A 26407-nucleotide genomic window follows, 5' to 3' on the forward strand; every position below is an offset into this window, starting at 1 on the left:
ATCCGTATAGCTGGATTAGCTAAAAATAGGCTACGGTCTTGAATCCATGGATAAAGATAATGCGCCAATTCCAGCCATTGCCGAAAGCTACGATGTTTCCGATGATGAGCTGACTTACACCTTCCATCTGCGCGATGCCAACTGGGACAACGGCACACCTGTAACTGCTGACGATTTCGTCTTTGCCTGGGAAGAAACCGTCCACAATCCTGCTGCTGAATATGCGTATCTGTACACACAGGATGGTGCCTGTGTTGAAGGTGCAGATGAGATCGTCTACGACGAAAAAACTGACGGTAAGCTCAGTATCAAAGCTGTAGATGACAAAACATTTGAAGTAAACCTGAACAATTCATCAAAACCGACAAATGGCCGGAAACACCTTTAAAGAACGCGTTTCCGGCCATTTTGCTTTTCACCAAACAGGTGAGTGTAAATTGTTCATCATTCCTATACAATATTAGTCACACACACCCAATGTCATTTAGCTTAGTTTTTGATAGTTAGTATTGTCCACCATCCGTGCACAGATGGTGGATTTTATATTTTCTGGTTTAACGAAAATTAGCTTTGACAATAGCTCCATAATTATCTAATTTAATCCTTATCACGTTGAAAACATAACTTTATAAGGAGGAAAATATGACAACTAAAGTTACTTCGCCGTCGGTGATTTATCAAAAATTCATGAAATCCCTTGAGGAATTTGCCTACAAACAGGAGAAGATTCTTGCTTCTGAAACAGGAGCTTTCTCACGCAGTCATTATCGATCATCAAAAATAAACTTGTTCCATTTCCTGAATACATCCATTATCGGGAATGGGGCAACACTCTCCGATTTGTCCATGAACTATTTCGGCATGGGCAGTGTAAGACCATCTGCTTCAGCACTTGTTCAGACAAAAACCAAAACTCCAGTCAGCGTATTTTCAGCACTGCACAAAACCACATTGGCACTTTATTCCATGGATAAAAAATATAAAGAACACAGGGTAATCGCTTTTGACGGAACCAATGAACCTGTTGCGCCAAATGAAGATGAACCTGACTACATCATTTATACCAAGAACAAGGAAAACATTATCCGGGCCGGTATTCACGTTAACGCAGCCTATGACGTACTTAATGACAAATTTTTAGCCATCGTCACTCAAGACCAGAGGTCCAAAGACGAACGGGCCGCTGCTATGAAAATGGTCAAGGAGATTCACGAAGCTTATCCTGGCGAGACATTTCTCTTTGTCATGGACAGAGGGTATTTTTCTTATCCATTGTGTAAGCTTATTGAATCCTTAGGGCACAAATACCTCATACGTATGAAAGAACGAGAGTATAGCTGCCTGACTTATACACAGCTTGACCATACAGAAGACCAGCAGATCAGCCGCATTCTTACCCACCACCAAAGAAAAGAGGAAAAAGAAAACCCCCAGATGAAATACCTGGTCAAAAAATCAATGAGACAGATTGATCAAGAATCTGAATTTATTGATTTTGACTGCAGGGTGGTAGCTATCGAGATTGGCGAAAACGTCTGGGAAGGACTGATTACCAATCTGGATGAAGCAGAATTTCCTCCGGAGGCTCTTGGATTTATTTACCCCCTAAGGTGGCGAATCGAGCAGAGTTTCTCCTGGCTTAAATATGGAATAGGAATGAAACGTATCCACTCGATAAAAGCAGAATACATCATTCAGGAGATTTATTCATCCCTTATCTTCTACAATCTGGTTTCCGAGATCAAAAAGTGTGTTCTTGAATCATCTCAATCGGATAATAAAGAAGAGAAGCAGACAACTTATGAATACCAAATCAATACAACTAAGGCGATACGGGCTATCAGGAACACGTTTACTCCGAAATGGACGAAAAAACGAACAATCTGTCAAATTACAAAAGCGGAGTTTCAAGCTCTGACCGAGGAGCTGCTAAGAGAAAAACTGCCCGTTCGGCCGGAAAGGAGCTTCAAGCGAAATCTCCATCCCAATCGTTTGATATGGTTCACCTATCGATAAGTGCATTATATGCGCATCTTATTGGTACAAACCACCCATACAATTCTTAAAAACGGCTCTTATCGAAGGGTTGTTTTTAGTGCACCTATTTTGATGAATACAGCCAAATCAATCAGTATATTTTGTGCTTGGTTGGTGCATATGGATATAATCAGCAGCAAATTCTATTCCTATCATCCACTTTGTCTTTGATTTTTATACAAAGTTTGAGGTCATATTTTTCTAGCTAAATGACATTGCACACACACCAAAAAGAAAGGATTTTGAACAATGACACACACCCTGAACAACAGTATGGCCGGTTTTATTCCTGAATGCAACATTTCTTTTAATGGAGGGGATCTTTCTTCCGATACCGGTGCAATTCTCCCTCTCGATTTCATCAATTCTAATCTACTTCTTCAGCCTTATGCAGACCTTCCTTTTCGGACGAAAGGCAATCCTGCCATCAGAAAAATTCCAACTTCTCTTTGATGAGCCAGCAGGTTTTCAAGTATCTCCTTGGTTACTCATCTCAGGCTGATCAGGAGGTTCTTGCCAAAGACCCAATTCTCTGTCAGTACTTTCAGGGGATTTCTTCCCAAAGCTCTGTCAGCCGTTTTTTCAGCCGTGTCTGTGAAGATACGAATAATGCTTTCTGGCAGATTTTTATGAATCAGACCTGTCAGTTTATCAGTGCTAACCAGGACGATATTCTTCTCGATGCCGATTCGACAAAAACCGATACCTATGGAAAGCAGGAAGGGGCTGCATGGATCCATCACTATAGTCAGACTGGATATCATCCATTTGTCATTAACGAATACAACTCGAAAACCCTTGTGGGGGCATGGCTGCGTCCTGGATCCACTTATTCTGCCGACGAAGCTGAACCGATCATGGCTGAAGTCCTCAAGCGACTGCCTGACTGGACTGCAGCTGGCAGAATACGGATTATCATGTTCCGTGGAGACGCTGCTTTTTACTCGGGCGACCTGATGGACCTGTTTGAAGGCCGTTTCAATCCAGTTCGTTATGCCATCAGAGCCAAAGGAACAGACAGACTTGAAAGCTTATGTCAGGATGCCTGCTACGACAGTTCCGATCACGAAGAAGACAGCACTTATACTTCAGCTAAGCCTTTTTATGGAGAAATCCGCTATCAGATGTCCAACTCTTCAAAAAGCAGAATGGTCTGTTTTAAGCTCTATTTCATCGAAGAAGAGGATGAGAAAGGGCAGGCTCAGCTTCTGCTGGTCCCTCATGTTTTTGCGGTAATCACCAATATCGAAAACATGAGTGTAAAATAGGTTATCGACTTCTATTGTCAGAGAGGCAACAGCGAAAACTACACCAAGGAGTTGAAAAGTGACTTCATGGCAAATACGCTTTCGCATCGCTCATTTGAAGCCAATGCCTTTGAATTTCTTCTAAAATGCCTTGCCTATAACCTTTTTCACTTTTTCCAGTTCCGGGTGATGGAAGGTGCTGATCAGAATATGACATGTGGATCATTCCGGAAAAAGTATCAGAAAGTTGCTTCAAGGCTGAGCTTTCATGCGCGAAGTTTTCACTTGAAGATTGCCAGTTCATTTCGTCATGCCGACAGATTCACCCGATATCTGCAAAAGTCCAGGACAATCGGATGGATAGCCGCTCATTTGTGTTGAATCCATTTTAAATAAAGTAAAATTTTAAATTCGGCAGCCTTCGGACTGTCTTTTTGTCGTGGACAAAAGGTTGTTATATGCGATTTCGACCAGTTTTTGCCCGTCATTTTTGAAAAAATCAAGTACCCCCCTCCACCGGAAACAATGTGGATAACCGAATCGAGAAAGATTTGTTTGCATTTTGAAGACAAAAAACGAAAAATGGTTTTGTGAAAAAAGCCATGAATTATTCGGGGTAAAACTGTCGAAGAAATATCCGTACTTCGTTTCTTTAATGTCCTTCCCTGTTTTCTATCCAATCAATGAAGAATTCTTCAAAGAACAGGGCGAAAACTATGCCCAGACAGCTGACAACCTGTTGGCCAACGGTCCTTACAAACTGGTTGACTGGACTGAAGGTGCATCCCTGACTCTAGATAAGAACACACAATACTGGGATGCAGACAATGTTAAAGTTGACGGCATCGATGTCAAGATCGTTCCGGAGGCTTCCACTTCCGCGCTTGATTTCGAAAGCGGCAACACTGACTTTACAAAACTGAACTCTACTCTGGTCGATAAATACAAAGATTCCGACAGCTACACTTCCTATCTGGAAGGATATCTGTGGTATCTCCAGTACAACTTTGCTAACGAATATCTGGCCAATGCCAATATCCCTCAACGGTTGCGGCAATCATCTCAAAGGACATACCATCCGTTGCGTACGACGTATCCATAGAAATAACGTCGTTTTCTTTAGCGAGGGTGACGCGTTTTCCGCTGCTTGTCGTGGATGCACCATCCGCAGTGGATGGAGCATCGGCAGTGGAAGAGGCAGCCGAGCTGGATCCTTTCGTTGAGCTGGTCGATGCAGAAGACGAACTGCATGCTGCCAGCGAAAGAGCCAGGGCGCCTGAAGTTAGAATGGAAAGTAATTTCTTCATAGTCTCCTCCGGAAATCGAACTCATTATAGGTTGGTTGAAAAATTTACAAAGAAACTGAAAGCTACTTTTCATGAAAACGGCAAAATTATGGTCGAAAGCGCATACATGATATTTAAATTTTGGAAAGTGTTAGATTTCTTCGATCTTTTTTGCCGTTTTCCAGTAATGAAGAGAAAAAATGACAGGAAAACGGCGAAAAAATCGGAGATATGTCTTTAATTTAAATCTGAAAACGATGTTTTTTCATAAGAAGAAAAGCCAGCGAAAACCAAGAATGTCAATATCTGGAATGAAAGAAAATGAAAGCGGGGGAAACCAGACAAAACGAAACTGGATTGCCCAACCTATTGCTTGAATGGGTTCCATTGGCTTTGGAAGGTGATATACCGAGAGCAGCAATATTCTTCTTTGCATGAAAGCTGGCCTTGTCTGGTCACTCTTGCAAGTCATACCGGCAGCTTGCCTCAACAGCTGAATCGGCCAGCCGCAGCGCAATGAGGACAGCCTGGTTTTGAGAATATTGAGTTCAGGAAAGTTCAGGATCCAGTCTGGATCCGGAAAGGAATGAAGAGAATGTCAAAAAACAGAAAAGCCGCCATCATCGGGATTGGCCATGTTGGCGCTCATGTCGCAAACAGCCTGGCAACCCAGGGAATTGTCGATGAGATCATGCTGATCGATCAGAAGGCACAGAAAGTCACTTCGGAAGTTCAGGATCTGCGGGATGCCATGCTTTGGCTGCCGGATCCGGTCCGGATTTATGGCGGCGATTATGATCAGCTAAAAGACGTGGACGTCATCGTCAACTGTGTCGGGAATATCGAAACGTTAGTCACCTGCAATGACCGCACGCTGGAGATGCGCTTCAACGTGGAAGCAGTCGACAGCTATGCCGATAAAATTAAAACAAGCGGCTTTGATGGCATCATCATCAATATCTCCAACCCCTGCGATGTTATTACCCGTCATCTGGCTTTAAAAACCGGTCTGCCTAAAGGGCGTGTTTTTGGTACGGGAACGGCCCTCGATTCTTCCCGCCTGATTTCAGCTATCTCTTTGAAAACCGGACTCAGCCTCCAGTCGATTGATGCCTGCATGATGGGAGAGCATGGCAATATGCAGTTTGCACCGGCTTCGATTTTCTCCTTCCGTGGAGCGCCCTTACAGGCCGTTTTAGGCGATACAGAACTGGATTGGCACGAACTGGAAAAAGAAGCGATCGGTGGCGGCTGGGTGACGTTTACCGGCAAGCACTGCACGGAGTATGGCATTGCCGCGACGGCAGCAAGACTGGTCCGGGCCGTTCTGGAAGATGAAAAAGTTCTGCTTCCGGTTTCCGCTCCACTGGACGGCGAATATGGCGTGTTTGGCCTCTTTGCGGGGGTTCCGTCGATTATCGGCAAAAATGGCGTGGAAAAGGTCATTGAATATCCGCTGACTGAAGATGAGCTTTTCCGTTTCCAGGCGTGCTGCCAGGGAATTGCTAAAAACGTTGAAACGGCAGCCAAAATGGAAGTCGGCGAAATGTAGTCAATGATCCATCCAAACTGTATAGCAATTTGGATGGGGTATCCTTGCCTGTTGTATGAATTAGATCTAGAACCATCCAAAGAAAAGACAATCCACCAATAGACATCACTTGTAAACAGGACAGGAATCGATATCACTTACAAAATTGAAACAGCATGTGGAACATGTCCTGCAATCACTGCTCAATAAAAAACGATTGAACAAGGATTCTCTGGGCAGACTTGCTGGTCTGGTCAGAAAACCATTATTCAAGAGCCTTGCCAGAAATAGCAAGGCTCTTTTTTGTAAAGGAAAAGAGAAAAGGAAGAAAAGCAAAAGGAAAAAGAAAAAACCGTCTCTTTATTCTGGGGCCAAAGAGACGGCTAAGATGACAGCAATAATAATGTTTCAGGGAATATGTTCGAAAAAGAGGCAGATACGGGTGTTTGCTGTCACCTGGTGAACAAGCGTTCGCGCAGACTTTGCTGCATCAGAATCTTTGCAGCCGGAAATCGATCTGTAATTTCCACTTGTCTGCAAATTCAGGATACGAAAGAAGCAATCTGGATGCATTTCTTTTGCCCAAAAAGAGAGAAAAACATTACATCTCAATCAGATACAATCATTTCCTGAACATGTTGTTTTTTTCAATACAGGCAGAATCGTCCCGTCCAAGGCGGCGAAAATCAGTTGAAAAGGAAGAAAAAATAACTCTTTTCTGAAAGCAAATTTTGATAGGATAAACATGAAAACGGCCGGTTTTTGACAGTCTCAAAAAAAGAGATAAAAAAGAGAGATGCTGTTTCAAAAAAAGAATCAAAAGAATTACACAATTGGTGACATTATATTCAGAAAAGGAAATGCCTTCATCTTCTTAAATAATGAAAAGGAAGATCTTCGCCAAAAGGGGGACGCGGTCGATGGCAGTCGATATGAAAAAGATTCTGGCAGATGGCCTGCTGGATCTTTGCCAAAAGAAAGATCTGCGGCAGGTCAGCATCAAAGAAATTCTTACCCAGACTGGTGTCAGCCGCCAGACATTTTACAATCACTTTCTCGATAAGGAGGATTTGATCTGCTACATTTATGACACTCGGATTATTCCTGAATTTGATCTCAATTCGGCCGAGGTCAGCTTTTATGAAGCCCTGCTGGCGGATTTCTACCGCATGAAAGAACACAGGGCCTTTTTAAAGCAGGCGCTGGCCATGGAAGGACCCAACTGTCTGAAAAACCATATGTACCGTCATGCAGAAGATTTTGACCTGAAGTGGCATCAGAAAGCTTATGGAAGTGAGCCTATGCCTGATGCCCTGACTTTTGCGACCACGTATCATGCCAGTGCTTCAGTCAGTATGACTCTTTCATGGATTCTGGCAGACATGCCAGTTCCCCCTGAAGAAATTGTTGAACTGATTACCCGGATGCGTTCGATCGGAATGGAAAAGCTGTTTGCCACATCCAAAGACGGAATCAATCCCTACCGCAGTCATCCTGCCTTGAAATCAGCTTTGACAGAGGAATGAAAGCCATAATTTGGGCAGGCATTGATCCGAAACGACAGGCAGGCAGGAAGTTCTGAAAAAAATTTGGACATTGGCCAGCTGAGCTTTTACAATGGAAAGCATTGCCTGACTGGCAGCCAGATTCTGGCTGAACAGCCAGGGATTTTGAAATCAGAAAATTGAGAGAAAATTAGGAAATGAAACCATTATGTCTTCTGTATTGATCAAAATTTGCGGATATCTGGTCATTATCGCCCTTGGCTATCTGCTTCGTGAACTGAAACTTTTTCGAAAGGAAGATGCCAAACTTCTGGGGACGCTGATCATCTCTGTAACTCTGCCTGGCGCCTTGATTCGAAATTCAGGAGCGATTGTGATCGGCCCTGAATTTCCCCTGTTATTTACATTTGGAATCATTGCCAGCATTGTGACGCTGGCAGCCGGATTTTTACTGGCCGGGCGTAAAAGAGAACCCCGGACTTCCGCATTTATGTTAACAGTCAGTACGTTCAACCTGGGCGCCTTTTTGCTGCCGTTTGTCGAACTGTTCTTTCCCGGGACCGGTGTCGGATATCTTTGCATGTTTGACTCTGCCAACTCTGTGATGGGACTTGGTGTTTCGTATGCGCTGGCCAAAGCGGCTTCCAGCCCCCAAGAACCCCTGACCCTGAAAAGCGTTTTTAAGACTCTGGTCCACTCCATCCCGTTTATGACGTATGTCTTTCTGTTTGTGCTGGCTGCGTGTCATCTCAGGCTGCCTGATGTAGTCCTCGAGTATGCAGGAACCATCGGCAATGCCAATGCCTTTTTGACGATGTTCATGATCGGTCTGTTGATTGAATTCCGCCTGCCAAAACAGGAAATCAAAGAAATCATTCAGGTCTGCCTGACTCGCTGGATAGTGGTTGCCTGTCTTGGAATCTGTGTTTTCATTCTTCCAGATGTGGATCCACTGCTGAAAACCATCACGATTCTGTGCTTATTTGCTCCGGTGGCCGCTGCGGCTGTTCCGTATTCAATCAGCTGCGGCTATCAAGGGGATCTGGTCGGGATGGTCAGCACGATTACGATGGCCTTCAGTGTCGTCAGCATCCTGTTGATTGTCAGTTTTGCGGCTCATCTTGGCCTGACGGTTCTGTAAGCTGGTCATTTGTCGGATTGCTTCATGATTATGGATCAGTATCCACTCAGACTCATTCCGAAAAGAAAACGGCTCTGAACGCTTCAAAAAAGCGGGCAGAGCCGTTTTTGCTGGGAAGAATTTGAAACCAAAGGACTCTGCTTAAAGAAGCCAGAACCTTAAAAAGGCCCGAATCTTTAAATAGGCCAGAAAGCAGGATGGATGGACTTAGATCTGGATAGAATCAGATCCGAAATCCTGCAAAGCATGGGCCGACAACGTGATGGATCAGGCGATGCGGTCAGGTAAGGACTCGTGCTGGCCTTGCCATGTATGCTGCAAAGCTTCCAGAAAGGCGTCCAGATATGGCTGGCCATCCCGGTCGAGATGGTACTCACCCAGCGTAATATTCGGCTTGGTCTTGCCATGGAAATCCGAACCGCAGGTGATCAGAAGACCATGATTTGCTGCAAAGTTTCGATAATAGTCGATCTGCTCTGGGAAATGATAATTGGAGTAGGCTTCCAGACCGTCCAGGCCATAGGCAGCAAGTTTTTCAAGCCATGCATCCTGGTGCTCAAAGGTGCGGAAAGGGTGGGCGATGACCGCAATCCCGCCGGCTTTATGAATGTGGTCGATGGCTTCAAAAAGATCTGGATACTGGACAGGGCAGTACAGATCGCTGCCAGCCTGCATATTATCCCAGTAGAAGTTGACGGGGGCAGGCTGGCTGCGCGGGCCGCCTGGCAGATAATCCTGGAAATCAGGGATGTCTTTGGTTCTGGGATCGGCAAGAATCTGGTCAAACAGCGTAAACCAGGGATTCATGTCTTTTGCCTGTTTGCGGATGGTGTCTTCATCAAAGCTGAAGCCATATTTTTCATTGATTTTTTTGACGCGAAGCCCAAAGGAAACCCGGGCGTTTTCTTTGGCTTTGGCCAGCAGGCCTTTGATCCAGGGATCCTCCAGATTGATGCCATAGCCTAACAGATGAACGTTGTGTTCACCTTTGTAGGTGGTTGAAACTTCAATGGCATTGATGACCTGAATTTTGCGCTTTGCCGCGATTTCTTTTGTGGCAGAAACATTTTGAACAGTGTCGTGATCAGAGAGAGCAATGAGTTTCAGATCATGGTCGTCAACCAGATCCACTAATTCTTCTGGAGTAAACTGGCCATCGCTGCTGGCGGCCGAATGCATGTGTAAGTCAAATTTCATAGGGAAGATTCCTTCTTTCTGGCAGATGCAAGGAGAACAAAGTAAAACAGAAAATGGGCAAAGCGATAAATCGAACATCGGAAAGTGTCGGCCAAAAAGGTCGAAAATCACGATGAATAAAAGATTTCGGCTTCATTATAAAAGCAGGACCGTCCAAAAAAACACCCGTCATTTGGCAAGCGCTTAGAAAACCGGAAAGATGAACGCGCCTGAATATGGCGGCAGGGCGAGAGTCCTTTGCAGGATTGTCGAATCAAGAAAGCAGGACAGAGAACAGCGCAAAAAAAGCTGGCCCTTGCAGTCAGGACCAGCTTTGTGGATTGGATTGAGTCAGTTGAAAAGAGAATTATTCAACGAGTTCAGCATCTTCGAAATGCCAGTAGCCGTATGGAGAATGCCAGATTCCTTTAACTTTTGTCTGATCTTCTAACCAGAAGTCATTGTAGTAAGCCAGAGGGATGCATCCTGCTTCTTCCATCAGGATTTCTTCTGCTTTGTGCAGCGCGTTGGATCTTTCCTGTTCATCCAGAGTGGTTCTGGAGATTTCCATCTGTTTGTCATATTCTTCGTTGCTGAACTTACCATCGTTGTTACCGTTGGTGGAGTAGAGCAGGTCGAGCATGTTCGATGGGTCAGTGTAGTCACCTACCCAGCCGTTACGGGCAACTTCATAGTCACCGTTACGACGCATCGGGGTAAAGGATGCCCATTCAACAATATCAACATCCATGTCAATGCCCAGCTCTTTCCAGGCCTGCTGCAGATATTCAGCAACAGCTTTATGGTAACCGGCATCGTTTGTTGTATAGGTGATCTTTGGCAGACCTTCGCCATTTGGATAACCAGCATCGGCTAACAGTTTTTTCGCCTCTTCAAGGTTGCCTTCATAGTCGGTTGTCGAGATGAATTCTTCGCCGCCGTTCGAGTTGGTGACAAAGTCTGTACCGTTGATGTCAGACCATCCTGGACCCATAAAGTTGCCAGCTGGAGAATAGGTACCCTGCATCAGCGTGTTGGCCAAATAATCACGGTCAATCGCCAGGGAGAGGGCTTTACGAACGTCTTTGTTTGTGAACGGTTCTTTTTCAGTGTTCATCGAAACATAGTAAGTACCGATGATTGGATCCACAAAGAAATCATCGCGATCTTTCAGAGATGGGATTTCTTCTGTTGGAACGTCTTTAATCATGGCCACTTCGCCAGCGTTATAGGCATTGTAAGCTGCGTTGGAATCTTCGATCAGGTTGAACTTGATTCCATCGAGTTTCACGTTTTCAGCATCCCAGTAGTTCGGGTTCTTTTCCATCAGGATGTAGGAAGAAGGTACCCATTCTGTGATGTAGAACGGACCATTGGAAACGTAAGTGGAAGCATCAGTTGCCCATGCATCACCATTGGCTTCGATGGTTGCTTTCTGGACTGGGGAAAGCGTTGCAAAGGCTGCCAGGGATTCAAAGTATGGGCAGGCATCTTTCAGATGAACAACGAAAGTCTGGTCATCAGTTGCTTCAACATTCAGTTTTTCAATGTCGCCAGCAATCGCTTCATCATAGCCTTCAACCATGGACAGCACAGTTTCAGCATATGGAGCCGCTACATTTGGATCGCACACACGCTGCCAGCTGTAAACAAAGTCTTCAGCGGTTAAAGGTGTGCCATCGGACCATTTCAGGCCATCCCGCAGTTTGAATGTATAGGTTTTTCCATCTTCGGAAACTTCCCAGCTTTCAGCTGCGCCCGGAGCAATTTTGCCATCTTTGTCATTGGTCAGCAGACATTCGAAGTTAGTCAGGATCATATTGCCGCCATCTACTGCGGAGTTCAGGGCTGGATCCAGAGTCTCTGGGTTTGGACCAATCTGTACGGATAAGATTTTCTTATCGCTGGACGTATTGGTTGCACTGGCTGTGCTTCCGGATGTGGAATCAGCGGTGCTGGTTGGTGTGCTGCTGGAAGAGCATCCAGCAACGCTCGCTGCCATGACAGCTGCCATGAGCAACGAAAGGGAACGAGTCTTCATTTCTGTATCTCCTTTTCTTTTTTCCGTCGTTGTTGATCCAGATCAAGATTCATCAAAAACACGAAACGCAGGCCAGAGCGTTGATTTCTGAGCGCAGTTGTTCGAAGTAAACGACGCATTTACCAACATACAAGATCTGGAACAACTTCGAAATCTTAAAACGATCAAGCAAAAGACGGTATATAAACCGAAACGGTGAAGAATCCGTTTCGTGTCTACCAGAGTGAAAATAAAGCGTTGAAAATAAAATCTCTATTTCTTCTTGAGATCTTCCATATTGACGTGGTGGCAGGCGACAAAATGACCTGGCAGCACTTCTTTAAATTCAGGAGCCTCTTTGGCACAATGCTCCGTTGCGCGCGGACACCGGGTTCGAAACCGGCATCCACTTGGCGGATTGACTGGGGAAGGAACATCACCTTCCAGCACAATTCGCTGCGAGGCCCGGGCGAGTTTTGGGTCCGCCAATGGAATTGCGGAAATCAAAGATTGGGTGTACGGATGAAGCGGGGTGTTGGTCAGTTCATTGGCTGGTGCCAGTTCGACCATCCGACCCAGGTACATTACGCCAATCCGGTCGGAGATGTGTTTGACGACGGACAAGTCATGGGCAATGAACAGATAGGTCAGGCCCAGATCGCGCTGCAGGTCTTCAAACATGTTGATGACCTGTGCCTGAATGGAAACATCCAGCGCACTGATTGGCTCATCGCAGACGATAAAGTCTGGATTGACGGCCAGAGCGCGGGCAATTCCGACACGCTGGCGCTGGCCGCCGGAAAATTCATGCGGGTAGCGGTTGGCATGTTCGGAGTTCAGCCCAACTTTACGTAAGAGCTCAATGATCATGTCATAGCGCTCTTTGGAATCTTTGGCTAAATGGTGGGTATCAATGGCTTCGCCCACGATATCACCGACGGTCATACGCGGATCGAGCGAAGCATAGGGGTCCTGGAAGACGATCTGCATGCGCTTGCGATAGGGCAGCATGCTCGCATACTGTTTCTTTTCAACATCGAAAATGACATCGCCATCAAAAACAAATCGGCCGCCAGTTGGTTCATACAGACGAAGCAAGGAGCGCCCAGTGGTGGTTTTTCCGCATCCGGATTCACCAACCAGTCCTAAGGTTTCGCCTTTTTTTATCGTGAAAGAGACGTCGTCGACAGCCTGGACAAATTTTTTATTCTTACCATGACCACCGGCCGGGAAGTATTGTTTGAGGTGTTCGACAACGATAAAGTCTTCATTTTTCTCGCTCATGCTTCTCCTCCTTGGTCCATGGCAATGCGGCTTCCTTCAATATTCGAAGGAGCAATCTGTTTTTCCATGGCCGCTTTCTGGTGCAGCCAACAATACGTATAGTGCGTGCCATCATCAAATTCAGTAATTGGAGCCGGCTCACGCAGGCAGATTTTCATGGCTTTCTCGCAGCGCGGAGCAAATGGGCAGCCTTTTGGCGGATTGAGCATATCTACCGGCGTTCCTTCAATCGGGATCAGACGCTGGTGCTCATCCACATCCAGTCTTGGAATGGAACGGATCAGGCCCTTGGTATACATATGACTTGGTTCATAGAACACCTGGTCTGTGGTTCCGTATTCAACAATGCGTCCGGCATACATGACCGCAATGTGGTCACACATCGAAGCAACTACGCCTAGATCATGGGTGATCATGATGATCGCCATGCCCAGTTTATCTTTTAGCTCCATCATCAGCTCGAGAATCTGAGCCTGAATGGTGACGTCAAGTGCGGTCGTTGGTTCATCGGCAATGAGCAGCTTGGGTTCACAGGCCAGGGCAATGGCAATCATGATCCGCTGTCTCATTCCCCCAGATAATTCATGGGGATATTGCTTCAGACGTTTATCAGGTTCGTTGATGCCGACCAGTTCGAGCAGCTCGCGCGCTCTTGCTTTGGCTTCCTGTTTGGTTTTACCGGTATGAAGCGTAATGACTTCCGTAATCTGGTTGCCGATGGTGTATACCGGGTTGAGGGAGGTCATTGGATCCTGGAAGATAATGGAGACTTCGTTCCCCCGAATTTTACGGAATTCTTTTTCGCTCATCGTTTCAATCTGGTGACCGTTAAACTGAATTTTCCCCCCGAGCAGTTTGCCTGGATCAGCCGTCAGGCCCATCAGGGAATAGGCCGTAACGGATTTTCCGGAACCGGACTCACCAACAATTCCAAGAACTTCGCCAGGACGCAGCGAGATATTGACATCGTTTAAAGCTTTCACCTCTCCGGCGGGGGTAAAGAAGGAAAGTCTTTCATTTTCAATCTTAACTAAATATTCATCTGACATGGACATCACCTGTTACTTTTTCATCTTCGGGTCAAAGGCATCGCGCAGACCATCGCCAAGCAGATTGAAGCTCAGAATGGAAAGAGAAATGACAGCAGCTGGAATAAACAGCAGATATGGATAGGTATAAATTCCGTTCAGACCAGCACTGGCCAAAGAGCCCAGGGAAGGAAGCGGAACAGCAACACCCATGCCTAAAAAGCTTAAGAAACTTTCAGTAAAGATAGCGGATGGAATCTGCAAGGTGGCGCAGACAATCAATGTACCGATGCAGTTGGTCATCAGGTGTTTGCGGATAATGGTGGAACTTTTGACCCCTAATGCTTTGGCAGCTGTAACATAATCGGACTGTTTGATCGTCAGAACCTGGGAACGAATCATTCGGGCCATTCCTACCCAGTAAAGCAGGGCAAAGACAATAAAGATGGAGATCATACTCGTTCCGACTGTCTGGATCCAGCCAAAGCCAGGCATTGAAGCCAGGGATTCAAGTGGGGCTTTCAGGGCAAAGGACAGCAGGATAATTAACAGAACATCGGGAATGGTATAGATGATGTCGACAATGCGCATCATCATCAGATCGACCCAGCCGCCCGCAAAGGCTGCCACGGCGCCATATAATGGGCCGATCAACAGGATAATGCCCGTTGCAATCAGACCAACCAGCAAAGAGATCTGGGTGCCGACCATAACCCGGATCGCATAGTCACGGCCCATGGTGTCGGTTCCAAAAATATGCGGGAAGACATGGCCGCCAGCATCAATGATTGCCTGCTCGTCGGCTGAGTACTGCATCGGGGCCAGGTTGGTGGCGCCTTTAATCTGCGTTTCGTAGCTGTAAGGATAGAAATGTGGAACTACGAAGGCGAAAATCATGATAATGACAATGACCACCAGAGAAGTCATGGCCACTTTGTTTTTTAATAAACGCCGCAATCCGTCTTTCCAGAAGCTGACGGATTCGCGCATGATGACTTGGGATTGTTTTTCTTCATCGGTCGCCGGCAGAAAGTCTGCGGGATCCAGCTGAAGACTGAGTGGATTTTTTGGCATCGCTTAAACCTCCTGCTTTCTAATCGAGTTTGATCCGTGGGTCGATGACTTTGTAGAGCAGATCGACTACCAGAGTCATCAAAATAACCAGAGTGGCTAAGAAGATCGTCGTTCCCATGATCAGGGTGTAATCACGTCCGGTAATGGCAGTGATGAACGATCCGCCAAGACCTGGAATAACGAAAATCTTTTCAACAACGAAGCTTCCGACAATGGTATAGGCAAGCATCGGACCAACGTAAGTGATTACCGGCAGAATGGCATTTCGCAGTGCGTGTTTGAACAACTGTTTATTGCCTGAAAGACCTTTGGCTTTTGCGGTTCGCATATAGTCCTGGCCTAAAGCATCCAGCATGCTCGAACGCATCAGCCGCATGATGTAGGCTGTCGGATAGAAGGCGATCGCAAAGACAGGCATGATATACGATTGCCAGGAATTCAGGCCAAGGGTGGGCAGCCATTTGAGCTTCGCACCAAAGATGTAAAGCAATAAGGTACAGATAACAAAGCTGGGAACCGCAATGCCCAGAGTGGCAAAGACGGAAATAAAACGATCCCAGAATTTTCCCTGATGAAGGGCAGCAACGCAACCCAGAGTAACGCCGACAACCAGCGCAACACACACCGCAATTCCGCCGACTCGAGCGGAAACCGGAAACTTGCTGGTGATGATATCCAGTACCGAACGGCCGCGCTGCTTTAAAGACATTCCAAAATCTCCCTGCAGCAGCCCCTGCATATAGGTCAGGTACTGCTGCCATAAAGGTTTATCCAGGCCATATTTGGCTTCAAGGGCAGCGGTAGCCTGTGGACTGATCGCTTTTTCTGAAAGGAATGGTCCGCCAGGGATCATGTTCATCAAAAAGAACGTCAGCGTTGCGACAACCCAGACCGTAATGATTGCCAGCAAAATTCGTTTCAAGACATAACGTGACATTTTTCAATCCTCTCCTGTTTTGTTGGTTTTCAATCCTCACATCAGGTGACAGTTCCTGAACAATTTCAGACCAAGCTCTTTATCACGCTGCTTGCGAAAATTTACGTGAGGAATTGTAACACGCTAAAAACAAGATTTTCCCATAGTATTTCAAAAAGTTTCAGACAAGCTGAAATTTCTTTTCAAAATATATGATTTTTCATGGGATTTTTCACTTGATGCAAGGTGGACAATGGAAAAAGACGGGCATAAAACCGGATGAAATTCACATAATCTGGTAATGAGATGATATCAATCCGGGTAAAAATTATCTGATGTAGAAAATGCAAAAGAATGAAAGAAGAAAAGGAAAGCAAAAAACAGAAGGAAGGACAGAAAAAACGCTGAGGCCTGGCCAGCTTTATGGTTCAGAAAGATCTGCATTCCTCGTGATCATCACCGCGGATTATCCTGCATTCAATCCGACCTCCTGTTCGCCAAAAAGTCGGGAGAGGGGAGCGGTCATTTTGTACAATAGGACCAACAAATGATCATTTGGAGGAAAAAATGAACTGGATTGAATCGCTGCAAAGCGCAATTGCGTATATGGAAGCGCATCTGGAAGAAAATATCACAACTGAACAGATTGCCAGGCACTGCGGCTATTCGCAAAGATACCTGGCGCAGGGTTTTCAGATTGTTACTGGCTATTCGTTTGCAGACTACATTCGAAACCGCCGGCTGTATCTGGCGGGAAAGAAATTACAAAGGCCAGACCAGAAAGTCATCGATGTTGCCCTTCAGTATGGCTATGACTCTGCTGATAGCTTTAGCCGGGCGTTTCGACGTTTTCATGGCTTTCTGCCAAGTCAGGCAGGACAGCCAGATAAAACATTAAAACCTTTTTTGCCTTTGTTGATTCAGATCAGTGTTCGCGGAGGAGAAGCAATGGAATATACAATTCAAAAACTGCCAGCTTTTGAGCTGATTGGAAAATGTCTGTCGATCCCTGCAGGCGCAAACTCTTTTCAGATCATTCCGGAATTCTGGAATAACTTTAATGGAAAAGTCGGCCAGCTTATGGATCAAAAAGACTCTGTAAATCCAGAGGCTAAAGCCGTCTGGGAAAACCGCATTGGTGAATTTGGACTCTGCATTGATTCCCCAGAAAAACTGGAGTACCTGATTGGCGGCCGATACCATGGCGGCCAGATTCCTGTTGGCTATGAAGTCCGTCACATTCCAGCCTGTACGTGGGCCCAGTTTACCAGCATTGGCCCGCTGCCTGATGCTTTGCAAAGCGTCACCAGACAGGTGTTCAAAGAATGGTTGCCGCAAAATCCAGACTACCAGCTGGATCAGGATTTTTCGATCGAATATTATCCGCTGGCAGACTGCCACACGTCAGATTATCGCTGCCAGCTCTGGATTCCGGTCAAGAAAAAAGAAGCGGAAGAAAAGCAGGATTAAGGATGAAAAAGAAAAAACAAACTTAGCTCGAGACAGACCATATTGCACAAAGTCTCAGATCAACACCCCAGAAAAAACAAAGACGGCTTTCTATACAATGAGAGCCGCTTTTTTTTTCACAAAAATAAGGACCTTTTTATGATCAACAACAGATGATCTGCCAATATTCCAATCTTCTCAATATTCAGTCATGCGGATATCTGTTAAATTTCAGTATTGTTTTCAGTTTGTACGCAAGGGATTCAGATCGTTTGATACACTGGATGAGGTCTGTATCCGCAAAGGAAAATTACAGGAATAAGGGGAAATTTTACATGTCATTTCGAACAGATATTCTGACCTGGTCCAAAGGGGATTTGATGGAAACCTACTGGAAGGTCTTCTTTAAACGCCAGAACTGCCAGACAGGATGGAAGATAGATCTGATGACTGTCTTCTTAAACCGGTCGGCCAACAAGCATGGCGGCTATATCGGCAAAGGCGCCTGGTTTAAAAGCCGGCCGCGGCTTCCGCATGGATTGCACGGCATTTTTATCTCCCGCTATGCCCGGATTGGAGAAGAGTGCTGGATTTACCAGAATGTCACCATCGGTGAAATTCATGGCAAGGCTCCCATCATCGGGGATCATTGCCTGATTGGCGCCGGTGCCGTTCTGGTTGGCGAGATTACCATCGGCGATGGAGCAAAGATTGGCGCCGGGGCGGTTGTCCGGCAGAACGTTCCAGCCAAGGCTACTGTCTTAGCAGGGGAGCCACAAATTCTGATTCGTTCTTCCAGAAAAGACGTATAATAATCAAAGACACTGTCCATCTGTCAAAAACAACTCATTCGGATACACTTTTCATCCCTGTTTCTTTAGCTTATTGAGCACTCTCATAAATTCTAGGAGGAATCTGAATAAATTATTAACTAATTATTAAGAAAATATTAGCTAAGCGGCTTTTATTAGTTCTGCCTTTCTCAAAGAAAGTTTTGAGAAGCCAGTTTCAGTCGATCTGAAAAAAAGGCCGCACTAAAAAAAGTAGGAATACTAGTTTGTTTTTTTACACTAATTATTAGCTGCCTTTTCCTCTTTTAACCAGGCATCTGTATGAATGTTTACACATACAAGAAAGGTTACAAATGATATCCGGCGCTGAGTACGTGTTTTCGTTTTATGGAGACCGTAATCATTCAGACAACGATTGTTGACTCGCTCACAGCTTGTCCGATTGTTATAAACTGTCTTCCACTCTTTGGTTCCATGCTTCTGCATAGCCCTTTCTCTGGCACTGTTACACTTCAAATAGACGGAGAGGCCATAGGTACCTTTTGAACATTCGTCACGATGGGAGCACTCCGGAATTCGCTTCATAACATACGGGCAGCGATATTTATAGGCATTATGCGTTTTGTCAAAACCGGTACAGTACATCTCTTCGCCTGATTTGCATATTGGTTTGCCGGTAGAGGAAATGGTTACGCTGCCTTTTTCGGTTCCTTTTCCTCTTCTTTTATTGAGGTCGATAACGGGATTGATAGACCAGTTTTCGCACAGCTGAAAAGTCGCTTCATTATCACTGGCGCTGTCCAGACAGAGATGAGTAATGTTTATGTTCGGATATAAGTGCCTGACCTGGTTTATTGCTTTAATCGAAATGGTTGAATCGTGTTCTCTGGCAGATTCGATCATAAAGTGGATTGGCAGATCAATATTTTTATCGGAGTTATGAACAACGTTAAAATAGCCTGTAAAGCCAAAATAGTAATCTCCCTTATCACTGTCAAAACCAATACTGGCATCAGGATCAGAATAACGACGAAGGGTATCAAATTTTTCGGTTCCAGTGTATTCTAATAGATGATGACCTCTGTTGTTTGCGTGAACATAGACAGCGGTTCCATCACCCGAAAGAATGAGATTACCCGGATCGATCAGGCCCATTGCGATAGATGGTTCCACCGCAATTTCTTTAAATAGAGCTTGAAGAATCCTGATAGACCTTTCTGGGTCAATCTCGCCCATTTGAGCCTGAATCGCCAGGGAGGTTGTCGCCCCGGGAGGATTCAGGTTCATTTTTTCTCCCTTTCTGGTTGGATTTGGTGTCCCGGACTGATCAATATCAGAATCTGGAGGACTGGCAGAGTTTTTTGGGGATCTTACGCAAATGTAGTTTTTAACACTAGTGATCAGTAGAAGCCTCTCATTCTGACTATTTCTCATTCATGATCATTGTTTAAATGACCGTTTTGTCTTCCCAACGTGATTTTTCAATCCAGTCTGCTAACAAAGTTCTGGCATTTAATCCACCACACGTTATACTAGATTGGGCATAAAACTTATGGAACAGGTGTTCAATGTTGGCTCTGCCAAACATGGTACGTTTGACAAGCTTATAGCGGCAGTTGCCGCCTTCAACGAACCCGCTGCTATGCTCATAGGATATTGCGTTCTTGACCGGCGCAATATCTTTTTTTATGCCGTTTATAAAGCCTTGGATTCTACTCTCCTCATATTTGGTACAGAACCAGTCAAGTTTATCTGGATTGTCTCCCATCAATGTCTCATGGAAATCCTTCCAGAGCTGATCGCAGAATCTCACTGCAGGATACTTATCCAGAATCTGTTCGTACACTTTCGCAACTTCAGTCTCCTTCATCTTGTCCCGATCGCTGGTTACCATGTATTTCACGATGTCGTAGCGTTTGACCTGAACCGCTTCAGTGCCCCTGTCATAGTCAAAAGGCTTTATGAGTTCGTCTTTGAGATGAGTATTCTTCATCTGATGAATATAATGCAAGACCGTACCATAACAGGCCTTGCATCCTTTAGATTGCAGGTATGAATAGATGACAGCGGGTTTATGGCCATCAATAACCATTTTATAAATTATATTGGTATAGTTATCCATGTCTGTCTTATACTTTGGTCGCTTTCTAACCTCTTTTATTCCTTCAACTTCCTCTTCCGTCATCTTCAGGTATTTTTTTAAAGTCGGATAGGAGATGTCATATTTCTCCTGAAAATCCTTGAACTTAGGCTTCACGGTCTCAGCCCATTCTTTTCGCAAAGAACAGATCATTGCGTACTTATCAGAACAGACTTTTGCCTGTCTTTCATACTGTTCTGCGTAAAAATCGTCACTTTTGGCTTTGTCTTTGATGATCTGGCAGTTTGTTTCGGCAACGGGTGTATTGTCATATTCCACTTTTTCTGGAACAGCAGGCGCGGCTTTCTCTGTCTCAGGTTTTACTGAAGTAATCTCTCCATCCTTTACATAGAGTGTAGATGGAATTTCACACTTCAAAATATCCTTAATACGGCCTACAAGATTCTGGAATAAGTGGAAACGGTCTGCTATCTGAGTACAGTCTGGCAAGATCTCAGAAATCGCTGAAGCAAAAGCGGAAGCACGATCACGGGTTACAATCTTAACCTTCTGGTGTTTTTTCAGCCACTCCTTAAGTGCCTGGCCATCTCTTCCATCAAGCAGCGCAATAACCTGGTGCGTTTTCAGATCGTAAATAGCTGTGTGGTAGGTTCGCCCTTTTCTGGAACTGACGTCATCGACACCAATGGCCTTGATATCAGGGTTATCTACGATTGTAATGTTTTTGTAGATTCTGGTGATGGTATCATGGCAGACATCAATGCCCATGGACTGGCACACGTGTGCTGCCACATTTGCCGAGCAGAAGAGTGAAATAGACAGCAGAAAAACAGTAAGTTCGTCACTTTTCCGCTGATTAAAGCGGTATCCCTTGACAGGAAGCACAAAAGTAACTTTCTTACCATGCTTATTGAAGTAGACAAGGCGTTCCTGGCGAATATGAACATAAGCAGTCTGGCCTCCAACAGGCATGATCTGACAGATGCGTTCCTGATATCCATTTGTGGAAATACATTTTTCACCGTTTGGTCCACTGATTTTCCCGGTTTCTGGAGCATGAATACGAAAAAAGTGGAGGCAGCCATACTTGTCCCGATAATCCTGTCGGTCAGCGTCTTTAATCAAATCTTCACCAAAGAGAGAGGACTCAATATCGTGAACAGGCTTATTCTCTTCGTGAATACGGATAAAACTCAGTTTGTTCATTGTCACCACAGTCCTTTCAGAAACCCCTTAAAGAGCATGAAATTCTATGATAATGAAATAAGCAATAATGAGCAATAAGGTTATTGATTATAGATGCTTAACAAACCTAATAAAGATAATTAATTTATTTAAATGATCAAAAAAGGGACTGTCATTGCGGACAATCCCTACTGATCACCAGTGTTAAAAACTACATTTGCGTAAGAACCTTTTTTGGCTTTCGTCCCGGCCTGCCTTTTGGCTTTTTAGCTTTCTTAGGCTTATTATTCTTTCCTGCGGGAAGGATGTTCACAGAAATATCCCACAGATAAAGTCGATCCATTAAGGAATAATAGGTCCCGACTGCTGGGTTGCGTCCACTGATGCCGCAAAGTACCCGGAGTAAAAAGTCGTACTCAAGGCGGTCATGCCATAACTGAATACTGGTTTCCTGGAAGTGATACATAAGAACCAGAGAACGAATAAGCATCCGTGGATCGGCAGCAGGTCGCCCTCTGGAGGAATACAGGTGAGAAATCACATCTATAACTGGATCCAGATTAAGCAGAGTGACCTTACCTAAAGCCATGGCGTATGACAGATCGTTAAGCCTGTCAATCTGCGAAGAGTGCATGATGGCTATCCGGCCATTCAGATCCTGTAAAAAATCCTGGTGAGTACTAGAAACGGTTAACATCTCGACTGCTCCTTTCTAAAAGTCATTTTTCTGATCGGCATGAGGCCGCAGAAAGGTGTTAAGTTTTCAACGCTCAATCCAATGCTTAATAAAAAGTTAATATTTATTCAAATAAAAAATACCATCTTTCGCTTCTGAATGTAGGAAAAACGAAAAATGGTGAATATAAAATCCATGGCACCTAAAGGTGTTTCGAATTTATGAGAGTCGTCTTATTAAATATAAGGAAAGAAAATTGAGGAGAAATCCGATCTGCCCAACAGGGATATCGGCTCATGCGTCTGATAAAGTCCTGATCAGGCCACTTGAAAAGCCATATTCTTGAAGAGGGAAGACAGAAATACGAAAACAAAAATACGAAAACAAAAATACGAAAACAAAAAGGAGGGAACCCGCTGGAGCCCTGGGTCGGGTGCTGAAGGAACTGGGCTTTGGGCAAACAGGGGAAAAGAGCGCATGAAGTCAATTAAAATCAATGAAATTGAAGGGTTTCAGATTGGTCAGGCCCAGGATGAAACTGGCGGTACGGGTGTAACCTGCATTCTTTGTCTGGAGGGGGCAACCGGGGCGGTCGATGTTCGCGGCGGCGGACCAGCGACCAGAGAAACTGATCTGCTCGATCCGAAAAATATGGTCCAGAAGATCAATGCGGTCGTCTTATCGGGCGGCAGCGCCTTTGGGCTGGAAAGCTCGAGCGGGGTCATGCAGTATCTCAAAGAAAAAGGCGCCGGCTTTGGAATGAAAGGATTCTGTGTGCCGATTGTCTGCCAGGCTTCCTTATTTGATCTGGGCTGCGCAGATCCGAATGTTTTCCCGGATAAAGCCATGGGGTATGAAGCGGCCTGCAACAGTGAACAGGGACACTGGACCAGCGGCTGCTATGGCGCAGGCACGGGAGCAAGCGTAGGCAAGATGCTTGGCTTTGATCGGGCCATGAAATCTGGCATTGGTTCAGCGGCCTTTCAGATTGGGCCGTTAAAAGTCGGGGCCATTGTGGCGGTCAACGCGTGCGGCGATGTGTTTGAACCAGACAGCCAGACCAGGCTCGCAGGCATTTATGACAAAGAAACCCAAACAGCTTATAACACGGAAGATCTGATTTTGCAGATGGCTGGCCAGCAGTTAGAGCGGATGAATACCACGATTGGCTGTGTGCTGACCAATGCAGATCTCGATCAGGCCCAGCTGACCAAACTGGCTGGCATGGCCCAGAATGGCCTGGCCCGCACGATCCGGCCGGTTCATACTCCCAATGACGGGGATACGCTGTTTGCGATGACAACCAACAAAGTGCCCGCTGATTTGACTTTAGTCAGTGTGATGGCGGTTAATGCTGTATCCCAGGCGATTGTTGATGCGATCAAATCCGCAAAAGCTGGTTATGGTCTGGAAAGCTGGTCTTCTTTACAACAGGAAATCCAGAGATAGACAAGACTTGGCTCGTTTGATTCATCGAGCAGTTTTCCTCATTTTTTTGTTCATTTCATCGGGCCAGGAATAGATTCCTGGCCTTTTATGATGCCGGAAGAAACAATCTGGCCAGATCAAGAAAACAGATCTGGCTTTGATTAAAAAGCAGAATCTGCAAGATATCAATCAGCCACACAGCCTGCAAAAAGGCATTCTCTGCCGGCTTTTCCGTCTTTCCCTGCATAATAGAGATGAATCTGAATCAGATATATTCAGAACAGAAAGAAGGATTCTAACATGTCTTTAAAAGGAAAAGTCGCTCTGATTACTGCCTCCACCCGCGGCATTGGACTGGCTATTTCTGAGCGACTGGCCAAAGAAGGAGCTACGGTCTATATGGCGGCCAGACGGCTGGATGCAGCCAGCCAGATTGCAAAGGCGATGAATGCCAAAGGATACGATGTTCATACTGTTTATTTTGATGCGTACGATGAGGATTGTTTCCACAACATGGTGCAGACCATCGTTACGGAACAGAACCGGCTTGATATTCTCGTCAATAATTTTGGAACAAGCGATCCCCGCAAAGATCTGACCATTACCGATACTCCGTATGGTGTCTTCAAAGATATCATCAACGTCAATCTGGAAAGTGTGTTCCGCGGCTGCCAGGAGGTCATTCCAGTGATGGAGAAAAATGGCGGCGGAAGCATTATTAATATCTCTTCGGTCGGCGGCCTGATCCCGGACATCTCGCAGATCGCCTATGGTACTTCAAAAGCAGCCATCAACTACCTGACCAAAGAAATTGCCGTACAGGTCGGCCGCAAGAACATCCGCTGCAACGCCGTCCTGCCTGGCATGACTGCAACGGATGCTGTCAAAGACAATCTGTCCGATCACTTCAAGAATATGTTTGAAAAAAATCTGCCGATCAAACGAATGGGCACGCCTGAAGAAATTGCAGCGGCCGTTGCTTACTTTGCCAGTGATGATGCGGCGTATACAACCGGCCAGATTCTGACGGTTGGCGGCGGCTTTGGCCTGGGAACTCCAATTTTTGGAGACCTCGCGGATGCTGCCCAGAAGCGTTAGCCGGATTGGGAGAACTGAATAATCAAGAATAAACCAAAAATAAAGGAAAATCTGCCCTGCTCAGATCGATCTGTACTGCCAGGTGGCGAAAAAAAGCTGGATGAAAACCCATCCGGCTTTTTCTTATGGTTTCTTGCGGTAAGGAATCGTCCGATTTTCTGGCGGAGATAAGAAACCGGGGGGACGGTTTGTACTGGACGGTCAGACAGGTTGAAGAATCTGTCTGGGTGATGGTCACCGGTTTGTTTGAGTAAATGCTAAAATAGAATCAGGATTTATCATTTTATAAAATATTAAAAAATAGAGCGTTAAAACGGAAAAAGGAGTGAAAAGAATGGCTTTACAGACAGTTCTGAAAACCTGCGCGGATCCCATCAACAGACAGATCCTGGATTTGCTTCGAACATCCTCTTTAAATGCAGGGGAAATCAGCAGTCATTTTTCGGTGAGCAATGGGGCGATTTCTCAGCATCTCAATGCACTGAAGGCTGCCGACCTGGTGCGCAGCCGTCGGGAAGGGCGCTTCATTATTTACGAGCTGAATACATCAGTCCTGGAAGAGGCAGTGATGTGGATGTACTCTCTCTAATACAGCTAAAGAAGCACACGGTGAAAATGAATCCAGGCCAGCGCAGACCTGCCGGCCACAGGAAGGAAAATTAAAATGATCCGGCTTTGGCATGGCACTTCTTTAAAGAATCGCAGAAACATTCTGATTTCGGTCATTTCCTGCCTGTTTCCGATGGGAATTGGGCTTATGGCCTGGTCTTCTTTTCCTGACCAGATTCCCATCCATTTTAACTTTCAGGGAACGCCGGATGACTGGATGTCCAAAGCTGCATTCTTTTTTGGATTTCCCTGGTTTTTTGCGGGATTTGATCTGCTGATTCTGTTCATTACCTTTCAGGATGCCAAAGGGCGGCCTGGAAGTCCGGTCATTGAATCCATGATGATGTGGATGATCCCGGTGATTGAATGCATCACCATCGGGGGATGTGTATTCTTTGTTTTCCGGCCAGAATTTCAGATTGAACGGTTTTTAACCGGAGCCATCGGTCTTGGCGGACTGGTTCTGGGCAACCTGCTTCCAAAAGCAAGACAGAATACGACTTTTGGATTTCGCAACAGCTATACGCTCAACTCAAAGGAAGTCTGGGCAAAAGTTAACCGTGCGGGCGGGTATGGAATGTGCCTGATCAGTCTGGGGACTCTGCTTGGCGCCTTTTTGATCCATCCTGCCTGGGCGACTCTGGCCGTCCTTCCCTTTTTGATGATTGGCCTGATGATCGGGCTTTGGCTGTATTCAAAAACTCTGTACCACAAACTCCATTCCCAGGCCTGAAAAGAAGCAGCTTCAAACTGCACTTTCAATATCAGTCAAGTCCAGAAAACTGGATCATTCATATCAATTATGGTGCTGACCAATCTATGATG

At 45.5% G+C, this 26407-nt stretch carries 22 protein-coding genes and 1 pseudogene; 14 read left to right on the forward strand and 9 right to left on the reverse strand.

Going from position 1 to position 26407, the window contains the following annotated elements; genetic code table 11:
• The first annotated feature begins 46 nt into the window (after positions 1–46).
• The 8 genes and pseudogenes from U4956_RS08685 to U4956_RS08720 all read left to right on the forward strand — a co-directional run bounded on the left by U4956_RS08685 (position 47) and on the right by U4956_RS08720 (position 8747).
• Positions 47–388 carry an ABC transporter substrate-binding protein gene (locus tag U4956_RS08685; RefSeq protein WP_323090213.1) on the forward strand — a complete coding sequence of 114 codons (342 nt, stop codon included), beginning with the start codon at positions 47–49 and terminating at the stop codon, positions 386–388.
• Between the two features lie 254 nt (positions 389–642).
• Positions 643–2016 carry an IS4 family transposase gene (locus tag U4956_RS08690; protein ID WP_323090214.1) on the forward strand — a complete coding sequence of 458 codons (1374 nt, stop codon included), beginning with the start codon at positions 643–645 and terminating at the stop codon, positions 2014–2016.
• Positions 2017–2489: 473 nt separating this feature from the next.
• Positions 2490–3665, forward strand: a pseudogene (locus U4956_RS08695) (IS1380 family transposase).
• A 181-nt stretch (positions 3666–3846) separates the two neighbouring features.
• Positions 3847–4386, forward strand: coding sequence for an ABC transporter substrate-binding protein (locus U4956_RS08700; protein ID WP_323090215.1), 540 nt, complete (start codon positions 3847–3849; stop codon positions 4384–4386).
• Between the two features lie 68 nt (positions 4387–4454).
• Positions 4455–4811: a hypothetical protein gene (locus tag U4956_RS08705; RefSeq protein ID WP_323090216.1), complete on the forward strand. Its 357-nt coding sequence runs from the start codon at positions 4455–4457 to the stop codon at positions 4809–4811.
• A gap of 354 nt (positions 4812–5165) precedes the next feature.
• Positions 5166–6122 carry an L-lactate dehydrogenase gene (locus U4956_RS08710; protein ID WP_323090217.1) on the forward strand — a complete coding sequence of 319 codons (957 nt, stop codon included), beginning with the start codon at positions 5166–5168 and terminating at the stop codon, positions 6120–6122.
• Positions 6123–7021: 899 nt separating this feature from the next.
• Positions 7022–7627, forward strand: a complete 606-nt coding sequence (locus tag U4956_RS08715) for a TetR/AcrR family transcriptional regulator C-terminal domain-containing protein (protein WP_323090218.1) — start codon at positions 7022–7024, stop codon at positions 7625–7627.
• Positions 7628–7814: 187 nt separating this feature from the next.
• Positions 7815–8747: an AEC family transporter gene (locus U4956_RS08720; protein ID WP_323090220.1), complete on the forward strand. Its 933-nt coding sequence runs from the start codon at positions 7815–7817 to the stop codon at positions 8745–8747.
• Between the two features lie 267 nt (positions 8748–9014).
• Here the strand turns inward: U4956_RS08720 and U4956_RS08725 are convergent, their stop codons facing one another.
• The 6 genes from U4956_RS08725 to U4956_RS08750 all read right to left on the reverse strand — a co-directional run bounded on the left by U4956_RS08725 (position 9015) and on the right by U4956_RS08750 (position 16266).
• Entirely contained in the window at positions 9015–9944 is a 930-nt protein-coding gene (locus tag U4956_RS08725) for a PHP domain-containing protein (RefSeq protein WP_323090221.1), read from the reverse strand.
• A gap of 346 nt (positions 9945–10290) precedes the next feature.
• Positions 10291–11964, reverse strand: a complete 1674-nt coding sequence (locus tag U4956_RS08730) for a peptide ABC transporter substrate-binding protein (RefSeq protein ID WP_323090222.1) — start codon at positions 11962–11964, stop codon at positions 10291–10293.
• 252 nt (positions 11965–12216) lie between these two features.
• A complete protein-coding gene (locus U4956_RS08735; RefSeq protein ID WP_323090223.1) occupies positions 12217–13227 on the reverse strand; it encodes an ABC transporter ATP-binding protein in 1011 nt (336 codons plus the stop codon).
• Positions 13224–14276 carry an ABC transporter ATP-binding protein gene (locus tag U4956_RS08740; protein ID WP_323090225.1) on the reverse strand — a complete coding sequence of 351 codons (1053 nt, stop codon included), beginning with the start codon at positions 14274–14276 and terminating at the stop codon, positions 13224–13226. The genes U4956_RS08735 and U4956_RS08740 overlap by 4 nt, the downstream gene beginning before the upstream one ends.
• A gap of 12 nt (positions 14277–14288) precedes the next feature.
• Positions 14289–15329 carry an ABC transporter permease gene (locus U4956_RS08745; protein ID WP_323090226.1) on the reverse strand — a complete coding sequence of 347 codons (1041 nt, stop codon included), beginning with the start codon at positions 15327–15329 and terminating at the stop codon, positions 14289–14291.
• A 19-nt stretch (positions 15330–15348) separates the two neighbouring features.
• Positions 15349–16266 (reverse strand): ABC transporter permease, encoded by a 918-nt coding sequence (locus U4956_RS08750; protein ID WP_323090227.1) that lies wholly within the window; start codon positions 16264–16266, stop codon positions 15349–15351.
• 546 nt (positions 16267–16812) lie between these two features.
• On the opposite strand from U4956_RS08750, the gene U4956_RS08755 reads away from it, so the two are divergent.
• Both U4956_RS08755 and U4956_RS08760 read left to right on the forward strand, forming a co-directional pair.
• A complete protein-coding gene (locus U4956_RS08755; RefSeq protein ID WP_323090228.1) occupies positions 16813–17715 on the forward strand; it encodes an AraC family transcriptional regulator in 903 nt (300 codons plus the stop codon).
• Between the two features lie 314 nt (positions 17716–18029).
• Positions 18030–18506, forward strand: a complete 477-nt coding sequence (locus tag U4956_RS08760) for a DapH/DapD/GlmU-related protein (RefSeq protein WP_323090229.1) — start codon at positions 18030–18032, stop codon at positions 18504–18506.
• 258 nt (positions 18507–18764) lie between these two features.
• Here the strand turns inward: U4956_RS08760 and U4956_RS08765 are convergent, their stop codons facing one another.
• The 3 genes from U4956_RS08765 to U4956_RS08775 form a co-directional block, all read right to left on the reverse strand.
• On the reverse strand, positions 18765–19772 hold the full coding sequence (locus U4956_RS08765) for a transposase (RefSeq protein WP_323090230.1): 1008 nt from the start codon (positions 19770–19772) through the stop codon (positions 18765–18767).
• Between the two features lie 160 nt (positions 19773–19932).
• Entirely contained in the window at positions 19933–21792 is a 1860-nt protein-coding gene (locus tag U4956_RS08770) for an ISL3 family transposase (protein WP_323089818.1), read from the reverse strand.
• A 190-nt stretch (positions 21793–21982) separates the two neighbouring features.
• On the reverse strand, positions 21983–22468 hold the full coding sequence (locus tag U4956_RS08775) for a transposase (RefSeq protein WP_323090231.1): 486 nt from the start codon (positions 22466–22468) through the stop codon (positions 21983–21985).
• A 456-nt stretch (positions 22469–22924) separates the two neighbouring features.
• Here U4956_RS08775 and U4956_RS08780 point away from each other — a divergent pair, with 456 nt between their 5' ends.
• The 4 genes from U4956_RS08780 to U4956_RS08795 all read left to right on the forward strand — a co-directional run bounded on the left by U4956_RS08780 (position 22925) and on the right by U4956_RS08795 (position 26315).
• Positions 22925–23896, forward strand: coding sequence for a P1 family peptidase (locus U4956_RS08780; protein WP_323090232.1), 972 nt, complete (start codon positions 22925–22927; stop codon positions 23894–23896).
• Positions 23897–24175: 279 nt separating this feature from the next.
• Positions 24176–24973, forward strand: a complete 798-nt coding sequence (locus U4956_RS08785) for an SDR family NAD(P)-dependent oxidoreductase (protein WP_323090234.1) — start codon at positions 24176–24178, stop codon at positions 24971–24973.
• A 334-nt stretch (positions 24974–25307) separates the two neighbouring features.
• The gene (locus tag U4956_RS08790) at positions 25308–25562 is read left to right on the forward strand and encodes an autorepressor SdpR family transcription factor (RefSeq protein WP_323090235.1); all 255 of its coding nucleotides are present in this window, start codon (positions 25308–25310) and stop codon (positions 25560–25562) included.
• 75 nt (positions 25563–25637) lie between these two features.
• The gene (locus tag U4956_RS08795; protein ID WP_323090237.1) at positions 25638–26315 is read left to right on the forward strand and encodes a DUF1648 domain-containing protein; all 678 of its coding nucleotides are present in this window, start codon (positions 25638–25640) and stop codon (positions 26313–26315) included.
• Positions 26316–26407 lie beyond the last annotated feature (92 nt).

This window comes from Allobaculum sp. JKK-2023 (assembly GCF_034745455.1).
Taxonomy (GTDB): domain Bacteria; phylum Bacillota_I; class Bacilli_A; order Erysipelotrichales; family Erysipelotrichaceae; genus Allobaculum.